This is a genomic window from Thermoanaerobacter siderophilus SR4 (assembly GCF_000262445.1).
Classification (GTDB): Bacteria; Bacillota; Thermoanaerobacteria; order Thermoanaerobacterales; family Thermoanaerobacteraceae; genus Thermoanaerobacter; species Thermoanaerobacter ethanolicus.
On record NZ_CM001486.1, the window covers coordinates 170,776 to 185,424 of the forward strand.

Annotated in this window: 13 protein-coding genes, 3 pseudogenes and 1 riboswitch; of the genes and pseudogenes, 4 read left to right on the forward strand and 12 right to left on the reverse strand. The window is 36.7% G+C overall.

Going from position 1 to position 14,649, the window contains the following annotated elements:
- Positions 1-3 precede the first annotated feature (3 nt).
- The 3 genes and pseudogenes from THESIDRAFT1_RS00900 to THESIDRAFT1_RS00910 all read right to left on the reverse strand — a co-directional run.
- The gene (locus THESIDRAFT1_RS00900; RefSeq protein ID WP_006569218.1) at positions 4-996 is read right to left on the reverse strand and encodes a FecCD family ABC transporter permease; all 993 of its coding nucleotides are present in this window, start codon (positions 994-996) and stop codon (positions 4-6) included.
- A 1-nt stretch (position 997) separates the two neighbouring features.
- Entirely contained in the window at positions 998-1,945 is a 948-nt protein-coding gene (locus tag THESIDRAFT1_RS00905) for an ABC transporter substrate-binding protein (RefSeq protein WP_006569219.1), read from the reverse strand.
- Between the two features lie 116 nt (positions 1,946-2,061).
- A riboswitch (cobalamin riboswitch) is annotated at positions 2,062-2,253 on the reverse strand.
- 286 nt (positions 2,254-2,539) lie between these two features.
- Positions 2,540-2,764: pseudogene (locus THESIDRAFT1_RS00910) on the reverse strand (class I SAM-dependent RNA methyltransferase); the annotation flags it as partial.
- 96 nt (positions 2,765-2,860) lie between these two features.
- On the opposite strand from THESIDRAFT1_RS00910, the pseudogene THESIDRAFT1_RS00915 reads away from it, so the two are divergent.
- The 3 genes and pseudogenes from THESIDRAFT1_RS00915 (at position 2,861) to THESIDRAFT1_RS00925 (ending at position 5,554) form a co-directional block, all read left to right on the forward strand.
- A pseudogene (locus THESIDRAFT1_RS00915) lies at positions 2,861-3,416 on the forward strand (IS607 family transposase).
- A pseudogene (locus THESIDRAFT1_RS00920) lies at positions 3,397-4,834 on the forward strand (IS200/IS605 family accessory protein TnpB-related protein). The pseudogenes THESIDRAFT1_RS00915 and THESIDRAFT1_RS00920 overlap by 20 nt, the downstream one beginning before the upstream one ends.
- 147 nt (positions 4,835-4,981) lie before the next feature.
- A complete protein-coding gene (locus THESIDRAFT1_RS00925) occupies positions 4,982-5,554 on the forward strand; it encodes a Uma2 family endonuclease (protein ID WP_003869852.1) in 573 nt (190 codons plus the stop codon).
- 60 nt (positions 5,555-5,614) lie between these two features.
- On the opposite strand, the gene THESIDRAFT1_RS00930 is transcribed toward THESIDRAFT1_RS00925, so the two are convergent.
- From THESIDRAFT1_RS00930 to asrA, 8 genes are all read right to left on the reverse strand, one after another.
- Complete coding sequence (locus THESIDRAFT1_RS00930; protein WP_006569222.1) at positions 5,615-6,415, reverse strand: TPM domain-containing protein; 801 nt, start codon at positions 6,413-6,415, stop codon at positions 5,615-5,617.
- Between the two features lie 276 nt (positions 6,416-6,691).
- Positions 6,692-7,105 carry a Fe-S cluster assembly sulfur transfer protein SufU gene (gene sufU / locus THESIDRAFT1_RS00935; protein ID WP_003869854.1) on the reverse strand — a complete coding sequence of 138 codons (414 nt, stop codon included), beginning with the start codon at positions 7,103-7,105 and terminating at the stop codon, positions 6,692-6,694.
- A complete protein-coding gene (locus THESIDRAFT1_RS00940) occupies positions 7,102-8,331 on the reverse strand; it encodes a cysteine desulfurase (protein ID WP_006569223.1) in 1,230 nt (409 codons plus the stop codon). The genes sufU and THESIDRAFT1_RS00940 overlap by 4 nt, the downstream gene beginning before the upstream one ends.
- A 170-nt stretch (positions 8,332-8,501) precedes the next feature.
- On the reverse strand, positions 8,502-8,828 hold the full coding sequence (locus tag THESIDRAFT1_RS00945; protein WP_003867166.1) for a DUF2250 domain-containing protein: 327 nt from the start codon (positions 8,826-8,828) through the stop codon (positions 8,502-8,504).
- An 87-nt stretch (positions 8,829-8,915) separates the two neighbouring features.
- Positions 8,916-9,677 carry a TatD family hydrolase gene (locus THESIDRAFT1_RS00950; RefSeq protein WP_004399789.1) on the reverse strand — a complete coding sequence of 254 codons (762 nt, stop codon included), beginning with the start codon at positions 9,675-9,677 and terminating at the stop codon, positions 8,916-8,918.
- Between the two features lie 78 nt (positions 9,678-9,755).
- The gene (asrC, locus tag THESIDRAFT1_RS00955; RefSeq protein ID WP_004399788.1) at positions 9,756-10,769 is read right to left on the reverse strand and encodes a sulfite reductase subunit C; all 1,014 of its coding nucleotides are present in this window, start codon (positions 10,767-10,769) and stop codon (positions 9,756-9,758) included.
- A gap of 16 nt (positions 10,770-10,785) precedes the next feature.
- Positions 10,786-11,577, reverse strand: coding sequence for an anaerobic sulfite reductase subunit AsrB (gene asrB / locus THESIDRAFT1_RS00960; protein ID WP_003869858.1), 792 nt, complete (start codon positions 11,575-11,577; stop codon positions 10,786-10,788).
- Positions 11,578-11,604: 27 nt separating this feature from the next.
- Positions 11,605-12,657: an anaerobic sulfite reductase subunit AsrA gene (asrA, locus tag THESIDRAFT1_RS00965; protein ID WP_006569224.1), complete on the reverse strand. Its 1,053-nt coding sequence runs from the start codon at positions 12,655-12,657 to the stop codon at positions 11,605-11,607.
- 394 nt (positions 12,658-13,051) lie between these two features.
- Between asrA and THESIDRAFT1_RS00970 the strand changes: the two genes are divergently transcribed.
- Positions 13,052-13,936, forward strand: a complete 885-nt coding sequence (locus THESIDRAFT1_RS00970; protein ID WP_003869861.1) for a selenium metabolism-associated LysR family transcriptional regulator — start codon at positions 13,052-13,054, stop codon at positions 13,934-13,936.
- A 119-nt stretch (positions 13,937-14,055) separates the two neighbouring features.
- Here THESIDRAFT1_RS00970 and THESIDRAFT1_RS00975 read toward each other — a convergent pair whose 3' ends face one another.
- Positions 14,056-14,628 (reverse strand): LemA family protein, encoded by a 573-nt coding sequence (locus tag THESIDRAFT1_RS00975; RefSeq protein ID WP_003867171.1) that lies wholly within the window; start codon positions 14,626-14,628, stop codon positions 14,056-14,058.
- Between the last annotated feature and the right edge of the window lie 21 nt (positions 14,629-14,649).

Here is a 14,649-nt window from a genome sequence, read left to right on the forward strand (position 1 = left end):
TCATCACATTCCTTCACTTTTTTGTTTGCTCTTTATTAACAGATATAAAAAGAATGGTCCTCCAAATGCTGCTGTAATTATCCCAATTGGAATTTCCATTGGCTTTAAAATAATTCGTGCTAATAAGTCTGCAAAAGTTAAAAATATCGCTCCTGATATAGCACTAAAAGGTACAAGAATTCTATTGTCAGGTCCTACAATAAGCCTTGATATATGAGGCACAATAAGTCCCACAAAACCTATAATTCCACCAACTGACACAGCAGTTGCAGTCACCAAAGACCCTGTAATAAGAATTATTTTCTTGACTAGTTCTGTGTTGACACCTAAATGTTCGGCAACTTCTTCTCCTGTCAATATAGCATTTACATCCCTTGAAAATACATACATCACAAAAGAGCCAATTACTATTATAGGAGTAGTAAAGACCACACTATTCCAATTTATGAGGCTAAATCCTCCCATAGTCCAAAAAACAATTCGAGAAAACTCATCATGGTTTAAAAGCATCATGAGAGAGATAATTGCAGACATAAAAGCACTTATAGCTATACCTGCCAATAACATTGTAGTCATAGATACTCTTGTGCCAGTTTTAGAAATAGTGTATACAAAAAATACAGTCATTAAAGAAGTAATAAATGCCATAAAACTAAGTCCAAATATTCCAAGTCCTAATATTATCGCAATAGTAGCTCCAAAAGCCGCTCCTGATGATACACCCAATACATAAGGGTCTGCCATTGGATTTCTCAAAAGCCCTTGAAAAAATGTCCCAACAACAGAAAGTCCCATTCCTACAATCGCAGATTCAATAGCTCTTGGAAGTCTTAAATTAAGGATTATTGTCCTAGAGGTTTCACTGCCACCGCACAAAAAAACATTTAAAATCTCCTGCAGGGGTATTTTTACCGCCCCTGCAGAAATTGATAAAATCATGGTAAAGACAAGCAGTGAAAAGGCTGTACCAAAATATATCCCTTTTTTTACTCCCACTTTACTTAAATGCCTCCGGATGTAAGAATTTTGCGATTTCTTCAAGTCCTAAAACAATTCTATTAGAAGCTCTTGATATTATGTCGTCATTGCTTATCACAAATACTTTGTCATTTTTAACAGCATTAGTATCTTTATATCCTGCCATGTTTTTAATGTCTTTCACATCCCCTGCATGAGGAGAAGTTATTATCACATCAGGATTTTTCTTGACTAATTCTTCTACGCTGTACTGCGCCCAACCATTTACATCCTCTGCAACGTTTTTGCCACCTGCAAGGTTTATGAGCTCATCAATAAAAGTCCCTTTTCCAGATGTCCAGTTTCCGTCAAGAGAGACAAGATAAAATACGCTGACTTTCGGAAGGTTTTTGACTTTGTCGTTTATTTCTTTTATTTTGTCCTGCATTTCTTTGATTATTTCTTCACCTTTTTTCTCAGTACCTGTTATTTGGCCTATTATTTTTATAGATTGGTATATCTGGTCAATGTCTTTAGCCTCTAGCATCACGACGGGTATACCCATTTTTTCTAAAGATTCCATTTGCTCTTTACCGGAAAGAGTGGAAGCAAATATTATATCAGGCTTTTGAGCAGTAATCGCTTCTACATTTGGCCCTTTAAACCCCCCCACTTTGGGTACATCCTTGACCTCAGGCGGATAATTGTCAAAGTCTGTAACACCCACTACTTTATTTCCTGCTCCTAAAGCATATATAAGCTCTGTTGTAGAAGGCGCAAGAGAAACTATCCTTTGGGGTTCTTTCTCTATAGTTACTTCTCTTCCTAAAAAGTCTGTAACTTTTAAAGGAAACTGTGTTTTTACAATTTCAGTTGCTGTTTGAGATGTATCTTGTGGCTTTGTAGCATTGTTTGTTGAACAAGCCGCCAGTGAAAACATTAAAGCAAAGACTACCAATAAAGCAAGTAAACCTTTAAATTTTCTCATAAGTACCCTCCTAATTTAAATTTTTCAAGTATCAAAAAAAGGTCTACCCCACGGAGGTAGACCTTTTTTGCCAAAATTAAGCATAAAAATTCCATTCCACCTTCCCTCCGAAGGCGAACTTCCGAAATCTTATGGCAGGTCTCCTGGCTCGCGATTCATCTTCCACCCTGCCTTCCCACCCGGCACATCTCTTGAACGCCAAGCAGTGGCTTATTAGGGCTTCATCCTCGCTCACAGTAGCGGGGGCTGCGCGGGATTTTCACCCGTCTTCCCTTTTAACCTTTCGGACCATAAGATTTTTTGTATTCACTTGTACACCTATATTTTACATCTATTTATCATTTAAGTCAATTCCCTTATTCATGACTATCTATTTACCTTGAAAAATATGTATCAAGTTTCTTATAATAGAGTCAAGGATATCTCCTCTAAGAGAACCAATGAGCGATTCAATGCGTTCAACATCTACAGCATAATTAGCATGTATATTCTTTTGCTTTCTTCCTCACTGCATTATCCATAACTCCACCACCAATTTTTATCGATAATCTTATATTTTATTATAACCCTCACATAGAAAAAACTCAATAAAAATTAGTTTTCTGGTTTTGGTCCATAATACTGATAATAGTAAGCTTTTAACATGCCATTGTAAAGCTTTCTTTTTTTAGAAGCCTCTCTTCCAAAGAGTTTCTCAAATCTTTCATGGGAAGTCAGTATATAAAAAGACCACGTATCAAGTTTTTTGAAAACTTTTCCCATTTCTTTATAAAGTTTTTCTACTTCTTCCAATTCCCCCATCCTTTCACCATAAGGAGGTCAAAACAGTTGGAATTAGTAGTAAAAAATGATATAATTTTAATTGGGTGATGATGAATGTTATTAACTATAAAAAAGGTTAAATAGCTATATGATATAAGCAGAATTACATTAATAAACTGGGAAAAGGAAGGATTAATAACCCCAGTTGGAACACCAAAAGGAAGAAGAAGGTACAAAAAAGAAGATATAGAGAAGTTATTAGGCATGCTGGAAGAAAAACCGAAACCTAAAGTAATTTTGTATGCAAGAGTGTCCACAAAGAAACAAGAAGAATATCTTAAGAATCAAATTAGAAGGCTTGAAGAATACGCTAATTCCCAAGGATGGCAGTATGAAGTCATACATGAGATAGCAAGTGGGGTAAATGAAAACAGGAGAGGTTTATTAAAGCTTTTGAACAAGATAAAAAGAGGAGAAGTTGAAAAAGTTGTAATAGAATTATCCTGATAGACTTGCGAGGTTTGGTTTTGAATATCTCAAATTTTTCATGGAAAGCTTTGGGGTGGAACTTATAGTTTTAAACGGGAAAGAAAACGAGGAAGATGCAAATAAAGAACTAGCAGAAGACTTAATAGCAATAGTAACATCTTTCGCAGCAAGAATTTACGGGGAAAAGGATGGCAAAAAACATGATAGTGATACAGGCTAAACTCATTTTTCTAAATCAAGAAGACAAACAAATAATATTAAACTTAATGAGAAGATGGTCATCCTGCATGAGATTTGCATACAAAAGGCTTCTAGAAGGTTATGATAGAAAAACATTAAAAAGGGACCTTCCGAGAACTTTCAATTTAAACTCAAGGTATGTAGATGATGCAATAATGAAAGCAAGAAGCGTATTAGAATCATCCAAAGAATTAAGGAGTAATCCAAAGAAAGTCATTTTTGGAGGAAGAGACTTGTTTGGAAAACTTCAAAAGCGCCATATAAATGGGAAAGAATATCAAAAGCTAAAAACAAAGTGGCAAGAAAGAAGAAAAGGGAATCTCTATTCAAGAGGAGATAAAAGCAAAAAAGGAAATCTCAACACAAGAATAGAAATAAAAGAAAATGGCACTTTCTTAAGGATAAATGTAGGGGAAAGAAAATACTTATACGCCAGAATAGAAGCAGGCTACAAAAAGAATAAGAGCAGAGGAGAACTTCTACAGGAAATTGCCCAATCAAACATACCCTACTCTGTAGAATTAAAACTTAAAAACGGCAGTATATACGCCTATTTTGCTATTGAAGAAGAATATCCAAAAATAAAAATAACAAAAGGAAAAGGAGTCATAGGAATAGATTTAAATGCATATCCAGACAACATATCATGGGCAGAGACAGATGAAAAAGGTAATCTAATAAGCTATGGCAGTATACCAATGCCAGAGCTTGCAAGTGGCAGTAAGGACAAAAAAGAATATTTCAGATGGCAATATGCTCATGAGATAGTAAAAATAGCAAAAGAGAAAGGAAAAGCAATAATAATTGAAGAATTAGAAATAAAAGAAAAAGGTAAAAGAGGAGATTTTTCAGGGAGAAAATCAAGAAGGATAAGACATAACTTTAGCTACAAATCACTTCTTTCAAAAATAAAAACACTAGCAAAAAGAGAAGGGATAGAAGTAATAGAGGTAGACCCTTCTTACACATCAATAATAGGAATGTTAAAATATGCACCGCAATACATGATAACGAAAGATATAGCAGCAGCCTATGTAATAGCAAGAAGAGGGTTGGGACTGCAAGAAAAGATACCAGATAATTATATAAAGTTTCTCAACGCATTGACTGTAGATGAATTAGAAGAATTAAAAGAACATGTAAAGAAAACAGTTAGAAATAAGCATTTAAAGAAAAAACATTTAAGAGAAATAAACAAAGCAATAGAATTTTTACAAAGCCTTGAGAGTAAGCCAGGAAGGGTGCTAGAACCTCTGGATGGAACAAGTTTTAGTACCTATGATTTCTGGCGAGTTCTCAAGGTAGCGGTGGTAACGCCACTCTCCCCTGAGAGGGTATTAAGAGATGTCTCTGCCCTGAAGGGTGTATTACATTCGGGGCAAGTGGGGAGACCCGTAAGGACGTGAGTTCCTGCTTCTTGGGGCAGGGGCTATGGCTTTCCCAAATACCGCCTGCTGGGGCTGGGAAAGCCTGAAAGGCGGACTATAAATACCCCAGCTATCTAAACTGTACACTTTTGTACAGTTTGGGTAACCAGGGTATTTTATGCCATTGCCCGAAAAAAATAAAAAATATACTTATGCCGACTATTTAACCTGGTCTGAAGAAGAAAGATGGGAAATTATTAATGGTGTTCCCTATCTACAAGCAGCTCCAACATGGCAACATCAAGCAGTATTGTTAGAACTAGCAAGGCAATTTGCAAACTATCTGCAGGATAAATCTTGCAGAGTATTTACTGCTCCTTTCGATTTGCGAATACCAGAAGCAAATGAAAAAGATGAAGAAACTACCAATGTAGTACAGCCTGATATAATCATTATATGTGATAATTCAAGACTTAAAAAGACAGGTTATTATGGAGTTCCAGAATTGATTATAGAAGTAGTTTCTCCTTCAACTGGTCAAAAAGATAAAATAGAAAAGTTTAATTTATACGAAAAAGCAGGGGTAAAAGAATATTGGATTGTAGAACCCGATGAAAAGGTGGTTATGGTATTCACACTTGAAGAAGGACGTTATGGAAGGCCTCAAATGTATTCTGAAGAGGATAAAGTAAAAGTTAGTATATTTGATAACCTTGTAATTGAGTTAAAACCTGTATTTGAGAGAATTTAAAAAACAAACTGAGGGTGTTTCTAAAGTTCCCTCAGTTTGATAAAAACTAAGATATCTAGTTTAGCGGCTAGCTCCTCCGCCTCCGGCAGAACCTCCGCCGAAGCCTCCTCCGCCGCCAAAACCTCCACCGCCGAAGCCACCACCTCTAAAGCCTCCAAATCCTCCTGAGCCAAAGCTTCCTGGACCCCACCAGTCCCTTCTTATATTTCTTCCTCCTCTTCCAAAGATAATAAATATTAAAATAAGTATAATCACTACAGCAATATCTTCCCAGGATATCCCGCTATCATTGCTACTTGTATTGACACTGTATTTGGAAGCATCCAATCCCTGAAGGTCTATATTGTACTCTTTTGCAACCCTTGAGGCTATAGCCATATAACCAGCGTATATGCCTTTAGAGTACTCGCCTTTTGCCCAAGAAGTTAAAACAAAATCGTCTAAAATCCTTCCTGCAACAGAATCCGGTATTGCCCCTTCCAAGCCATAACCTACATCAATTCTCACTTTTCCAGCCTGACCTTTTAAAAGTCTGTCTTTTACCACTAAAAGGAGAACACCGTTGTTTTTCTCCTTGTCTCCTATTCCCCATTTTCTAAAAAGGCTAAGAGAATATTCCTCAATTGGGTAATCTCCAATGCTGTCAACTGTAACAACTATTATTTGTGCCTTTGTGGCATCATCTAAAGCTTTCCCTACTTTTTCGATCTCTTCTATATCATTTTGAGACATAAGCCCCGCATAATCATATACATATTTAAACTGAATAGGTTTAGATGGAACATCAGGAGCAGCAGAAAAAGCTATGGAATTAAATAATAATAAAAAGGCAATTGCAATTAAAAAAATTCCCTTTTTCATTTTGCCTCTTCCTATCTTAATATTTTGTAATTAACTTAATGCTTTAAAAATATCATTCTTTCGCTAAATTTAAACTATTTTAATGTATTACTGTTCATGTCTAGTATATTAGCATAGATAATAATAAGTATCAACACAAATTTTTAAAATATGCTGGCTTTTTAAAAAAAGTTATACTATTATCCTGAGAATCGTTAGACTTCAAATAGGAAGAGGCATATTTTAAAAATATTCGCATTCATGTCAAAAGAACATTATCAAACTTTTATCTCTTTTTTACAAAATTTCCTGAAGCGTTTTCCACGCAAGTAAAGCACATTTTACGCGGGCAGGAAAGTCAGATACTCCCTGCAGTACTTGAGCATCACCTAATTCATCAAGATTTACATCTTTTTTGTGCATCATGTCTATAAATTGTTGCACAAGCCTTAAAGCTTCTTTTTTGTCTTTCCCTTTTATAAGGTCTATCATCATAGAGGTTGAGGCTTGGCTTATGGCACACCCATGGCCCGTGAAAGAAGCATCTTCTATAATGTCACCATTCATTTTTAAATAAAGAGTAATATTGTCGCCGCAAAGAGGATTGTAACCTCTTTCTTTGTGGGTAGCATCTTTAAGTTCTTTTTCATGGGGAGAGTTTTCGTAATGTTCCATTATAACCTCAGAATAAAGCTGATTTAAATCGCTCATTTGAACCACTTCCTGACTTTTTTAAGTCCTTCAACAAGTGCGTCAATATCGTCAAAGTCGTTGTAGAGGTAAAAGCTTGCTCTTACAGTTGCAGGAACACCTAAGTACCTCATTAAAGGCAGACAACAGTGGTGCCCACTTCTTACAGCAATTCCTTCTTCGTCTAGTATTGTAGCAACGTCGTGAGGATGGACACCTTCTACATTGAAGGAAATTAAGCCTCCCCTTTCCTTCGCATCGTTGGGGCCATACAATTTTACAAAGTCTAATTCTTTCATTTTCTGAAGGCCATACTCCAAAAGCTCGCCTTCGTGATTATGAATATTGGAAAGCCCAATTTTTTCTATATAATCTATTGCAGAAACAAGCACACAAGCCCCTTTTACGTTGGGAGTACCTGCTTCAAATTTAAGAGGTGGGGGAGCAAAAGTTGCACGGTCTTCAAAGACTTCGTCTATCATCTCTCCACCTCTTAAAAAAGGAGGCACATCAGAAAGCAAGTCCTCTTTTATATAAAGTACACCGATTCCCATAGGTCCGAGCATCTTGTGACCAGAAAAAGCAAAAAAGTCACAGCCTATTTTTTGTACATCAATCAGCATATGAGGTACACTTTGTGCTCCATCTATTAACACTTTTGCGCCGTATTTGTGTGCAATATGTGTAATCTCCTCCACAGGATTTATTATACCTAAAACATTTGACATGTGTTGCACAGCAACCAATTTTACTTTGTCAGACATTTTTTCTTTAAAGTCTTTCATAGAAAGCCTAAAATTCTCATCAAGGTGGACATATTTGAGTCTCGCCTTTTTAGCTTCCGCTACCATTTGCCATGGAAGCATATTGCTGTGGTGCTCGGCTATTGTCAGTATTATTTCGTCCCCTTCGTTTATATATTTCATTCCCCACGTATATGCTATAAAGTTTATTGATTCTGTAGTATTTCTCGTAAATATTATGGATTCTTCTCTTTTTGCGTTAATAAATTTTTTTACTCTTTCTCTTGCCTCTTCATAAGCCTGTGTGGAAAGAGCGCTTAAATAGTGTGGGCTTCTGTATACATTGGCGTTTAATTCTTCATAATATTTATCCATAGCTTTTATGACTTCAATTGGCTTTTGAGTTGTGGCAGCATTGTCAAGGTAAATAAGCTTTTTACCATGAGGTTTAACATTCAATATAGGAAAGTCTTTTTTAATCTTTTCTACATCAACATATTTCACTTTAAAATCCTCCTCCATATATGACCCTTTTAGGTTAATTTATTGTGAAACAAATTATTTTTAGAGCCTTTTGAGGTTTCACAATAACATAGAGAAATTTTATCATATTGTGCATTTTAGTCCACTTCGCTTGAGGGCCAACAAGCTTTAACAAACACAAATAAGTCATTTTATCTGTTAGGGTATTCGATGTCAAAATTAATATCAATTTCCTTCCTCGCCTGTCTTAGAAAAAGTTCCCCTTCCCTAGTGAGCTCATAATATGTGTGATTGCGATGCTTAACACTTTTTCGTCGTCGATGGTAATATTTAACTATTCTTCTTTCCACTCGCTTGATTAGTCCTCTCTCCTCCAAACTTTGAAGTCGCTTTCTGCTTTCTTCTAATGATAAACCTAGGCGCCTCGCCAAAAGTTTCGCATATTCCGGCCCAAGCTTTTTGAGGTAGGTGAGGATTGTTAAATCAAGAAATTCATCTTGGTCATTGTTGAGTGGCATACTCTTCTCTCCTTTATTATGGATTTACCACTAAGTAGTTTGGTTTTTAAATACTATGACTTAGTAATAAATCATATTGCTGAGCGTTTAAATACCAAAAACTTCTTCAGCATTGTATCTCGCAATTCGAGCAATGACTTCAGGAGAAGCTCCGTTCAATTCTAAGTACCACACGGTCTTGGGTACGCTCAGCAGATCATTGGGTTTTAGATTGCTGTAATCGCTATTTAGTACACCTCGTTGGAAGCGTTCCAGATGATTCATCAATAGTTGAGAAGTGAACCCCTCTTGGCGAATAGTAAGCCCGGGAACGGCCCCAAAGTCTTCGATTAAGTCAATAATATCTAAATTAGCATGGTCTATAATCATTTTTCCGGGTTCCATCCCCACAGTAGCAGCAATCTCAATTATTTTTTCGGTAATTTCAACTCTATTCTGTGGCGGAGTATGAATGATTGCTGGAACCCTGTATTCCTTGGCAATCTTCAATTGCTCATGGAGAACCTCCTGTTCCCGCTTGTTTCCCTCATGTAGCCCGATCTCACCAAGTCCAATGACACCACTCATTTTAAGGTAGGATGGAAGAGCGTCGATCACCCTGGGCCAGTCGTCCGGTATTCCCATGGGGTGAATGCCAATGGCCACGTAAAGCTTAATATCATTTTTAGCGGCATTACTTATAGAAAGAGTTAACATCTGATGGAAATGATCAAAGAGTGTTTCTGCATGTTTTGCCCCAAAAAATAGGGAACAGCCAATAATTTTCCTTACTCCGGCCAGCGCCATACTCTTCCATCCTTCGAATGGAAGTAATGAAACATGTACATGAGAATCTACAATTTCTTTCATCAATCCTATTCGCCTGCCTTATTCTAGATCTTTTCGTGCACCTATGCACGTCTTGATTCCTCACTATTCCATGCCACCTTAACGTTGGGTTACGGGTTTTACATTAAAATTAGACCTGTATTCGGTTTCTGTCCATAATACCCTTTCAGCCACCATAGCTTCTGGGTTTAGTTTAACATCTTTTAATATCATTTCTTTAAATTTGTTATATCCCACTCTGTCAATAAGGTGTCCACCATGGATGTATTCAGGTTTGTTGTTCATAACATAAGCAGAAAATGTCTCCCAGTTTTTAAGTACACCTAAAACCACATCTTCTGTAACCCAGTTTAAAAAGATTTTTCCCATACGAGGTGTTTGCTTTCCTGTTCTGCCGCCGATCAATACTCTGTAGAATTTTTTAGGGTTCCTGGTCCAAGCACCAGTTGGACACACTAGGACGCATTCGCCACAGCCGACGCAGCAGCAGGTATCTTTCACGATTTTTCCTTTTTCTACAGATAAAACACGCGTTGCATGATGAGCACACGCTTCTACACACTTTTTACACCCTATACAGCGCTCATAATCGTATTCCGGCTTTGTAATACCAATTATACCGATATCACTAACGTGAGCTTTAGCACAGTCGTTAGGACATCCTGATATATTTAATTTTATATGATAATCGCTGGGGAATATAATCTTTTCTATTTTTCTGGCCAGGTCGGTTGTATCAATGTTAGCATATATGCAATGACGATTACCTATGCAAGCCATTATATTACGAGCTCCTATGGTCGGATACCCGTTGTCATCAACTGCCATATCAACGCCGCATAAATTTACTTCAATTTCTTCGATATATGGTCTTATATATTTGTTAACCTCATCTATATATTCATATTTGATCCCTGGTATTGAAATTGTCTGTCTGACTCCCAGGTGAAATTCTCCGTTTCCCCAAGTTTCCGCAATATGCTGAAAAAATGACAGATATTTAGCATCTATAACACCGCCGGGAACGCGTATCTGGAGCATGAACTCCCCCCGCACTTTTGACTGACGATAACAATTTCTTCGAACCTTTTTTACATCTATATCGTAACTCATATAATTATCCCTCCGATTAATCCAACAGATTTTTTGCTTTAGTATAATTAAAGACAGGCCCTTCCAGACAAACATATGTCTCATTTATCTTGCAATGGCCACACTTGCCGACGCCACAAGACATTTTCCTTTCAAAAGATAACCAGATTTTATCTTCGGCTACACCGTTCTTTAAACATTCTAAAGCGGCAAAGTGCATCATAACAGGAGGACCCACAATTACTACATTGTAATTTTCAAAGCTGTCAAATGGTATTTTCTTAATGTGTTCTGTAACAAGGCCGACCTCAAAGCCTTCTATCTTATCTTTATCAAGAGTATAAATTGTGTTAAACCTGCTTCTAAAATTATTTAAATCCTCTTTGAACAGTATACTCTTTTCGTCCTTAAATCCCGCAATGAAATACAGAGAGTGTATTTCATCTGGATGTTCATAAAAATACTTTAAAAGGCTTCTAACAGGAGAAACCCCAGTTCCACCGGCGATGACAACTAGATCCTTACCCTTAAAATCATCTACAGGGAATGAATTACCATAAGGGCCTCGCATAAATATCTTATCACCGGGTTTTAAATTAAATATTTCATTGGTAAGTTTTCCTACCTTCCGTATGGTGAGTTCTACCCAATTATCTCCCATCGAACTTACAGATATAGGGCCTTCTCCGATTTTAGGTAAAGACACCTGAAAGAATTGTCCATGTTTTACCTTTGCATTGGTTTCTATTCTGAAAGTATATTCATTTTCTGTTTCGTGTATAATATCGATTATTTTATGGGGAACTGGAAGCATTATATTTTCACTCATTTACTTTACCTCCTCGATTGATGCTGTTTACCTTATATCTTTATTTGTTGTCTCCGTTTTTTTGAGTTTTTCCACTTCATCATACAGGCGATTAATGGTAGCCGGAAAAGATATTAGTTCAGGACATCTTTCATCACATCGCCCGCATCCTACACACATGTGCTCGTCTTTGAAACGAAGTTTATAGTCATAAATTTTATGCAGAGTTCTGAATCTCATCCGCTCTCCCGCGGTTTTCCTGAAACTCAGTCCACCTGCCATTGTCGTGAAATCTTCGTGCATACAGCTAGCCTGAACCCTTCTCCTCTCACCAACTTTTCCGTTTTCTGTGTATATTACGTCTAATGTGTTAAAACAGCTGCAGGTTATGCACACAGCGGTACAGGCTCCACAGCTTATACATCTTGAATTATAACTTTTCCACATATCGAGATCGTAAATTTTTTCTAATAATTCATGGCTATCAATTTCAGGGATGTTAACTTTTGTCGGGTTAGAGGTAACGAATTCAGGGGTAAATTCTACTTCTCTTTCATCGGCAAATAAATTGGTAAATTCATCGTCTTTTATTTCTACCAATATCTTATCATCGCCAAATCTAACTGCTAAACTGTAGTCGTCGGTTTTATTGGAGCCCATTGAGACGCAGAAACAACTATCCCAACCTCCTTCTTTGCATTCCATTAAAATAAACTTTACTTTTTCCCGTAAACGCTTGTAGTAAATATCTTCTGTTCCTCCGTTTTTGAGAAAGATAGTATCAAGTCGTCTAAAGCCATTTATATCACAGGGGCGTGCAAATATCAGAATCTTTTTGTCATCTACCTTGCTTTCCATATATTCATATTCGGTAAAGTAGAATAGCGCCTGGGTAATCGGATAAATCACTTCTTTTGGTGAAAAATCTGATTTCTCATCGTAGACTACATCCTCAATTGAGTTAATTTCTGCATATCGAATCAAATCAGTGTCTGAATAACGACCACGCTTTTCAAAGCGGACAGGAGCATATACCTTATACTCTTTTTGCAATTCTTTTAAGATTTCATTCATCCTTTTAATGTTTACACAATAACTCATCTTCTTCCTCCTCAATATACATCATTTGATATTCTTTATAATCCAGATACAAAAAGATTGACAAAAACCATCAATCTTAGAACTCGACAAATAAAAAAGGCAGATTGAATAACTGGAACAGTACCTCAAGTCCAAACAGAATGTTCAGAATTTTCTTTTAAATTTTTATGTTAAATAATTAACGTTAAATAATTAACTTTGATATAAGTATAACACCCATAAAAATTTTAGTCTAATAATAAATAGTTATATCAATGATAATAATAATTTATACAAGGCCAACAACACACAAGACTTGAGAAAGTTTAAGAATGCCGAGTTTTTTATCTTTTCATTAGTAAAGTATTATGATATTATGAAAATGATAATTTTATGGTTATATGAGGTGATCGTTGTGACCCTCAGGGATATAGAGATTTTCGTAACCGTTTGCGAGTTAAAGAGCATGTCTGCTGCCGCAAAAAAACTTTATATGTCCCAACCTGCTATCAGCCAGGCCATATCGCAGATGGAGGGAGAACTCCAAGTTAGACTCTTTGACAGGATAGGTAGGAATCTCAGTCTCACGTATGCTGGAGAAATCCTGTATAGTTACGGAAAGCGGATACTCAATCTTGTCAAGGAAGCAGAGAGTACTCTTGATGATGTGAAGAACATGAGGATGGGAAGGCTGAGAGTGGGAACCAGTACAACGGTGGGAATTTACCTGCTACCGGAGATAATCGGCGAGTTCAGGAAAAAGTTCAGTATCGACGTCTACTTTACGATTGGCAACACGGCAGAGATAGAAAAGCTGATATTTAACAATTCTATAGACCTTGGCATTGTCGAAGGTCCGGTCCATTCAAGGGACATTGTTGTAACACCCTATATAGATGATGAGTTATATCTTGTATGCTCAAAAAGCCACAGGTGGGCAGAGAAAAAAAGCATCAGCCCCGCAGAGATTGAAAATGAGGATATAATCATGCGAGAAAAGGGAAGTGGGACGAGGGAGATCTTTGAGGAGACCATGGCGAGAAATAACGTGAGGTACAGAATAAAATACGTTCTTAACAATACGGAGGCCATAAAAAAGGCCGTCGAAGCTAATATAGGTGTTTCGGTCATATCCAGGCTGGCAGTGAAAAAGGAGATAAGAGGCGGTAGGCTCGTAAAAGTTGACATTGAAAATATAAGGTTTGAAAGGAAGTTTAGCATTATTTATCATAAAGATAAGTTCAAGTCGAATCTGTTCGAAGAGTTTATAAGACACCTTTATAATTACAGCATAAGGTAGCGCCGCGAAGCACAGCCTGCAGCCACACCGATTAAAATGCACCCATCAGCTTCAACATTTTGACAAAGTAAAATATTAACCATTTTTGCAAAGGCTATTTTAATTTATTGCAGGAATGCTTATTTGGAAAAATCTACTTTAGGCACAGTTTTTGCTGCTTCATCTGCTTTAAAATACTCTCTTTCCTTAAACCCAAACATATTGGCGATGATAGAGGTTGGAAAAGACCTTATCTTGGTGTTATAAGCTTGAACAGCATTGTTATAATCCATTCTCGCTACAGCTATTCTGTTTTCAGTTCCTGCTAGTTCGTCGCTTAACTGCCTGAAATTTGCATCAGCTTTTAAATTAGGATAATTTTCTGCAATAGCAAGAAGCCTTCCCAATGCTGTATTTAATTCATCATTTGAAGCTGCTTTTTCAGCAACAGTGTTGGCACTTAAAAGTTTTTCTCTCGCTTTATTTACACTATCAAAAATCTCTTTTTCATGTGCTGCATATCCTTTAACAGTCTCTACTAAATTAGGAATTAAATCAGCCCTTCTTTGAAGCTGATTATCAATCTGACTCCATTTACTATTTACATTTTCATCTAACGCCACTAATTGGTTATAAGTTCCATAAATTGTCCCAAATACTAATACAGCTATTACAGCCAAAACAATCAATGTAATAATTAGCGGATTTTTCACTGCCATTCCCCTCTCACTATT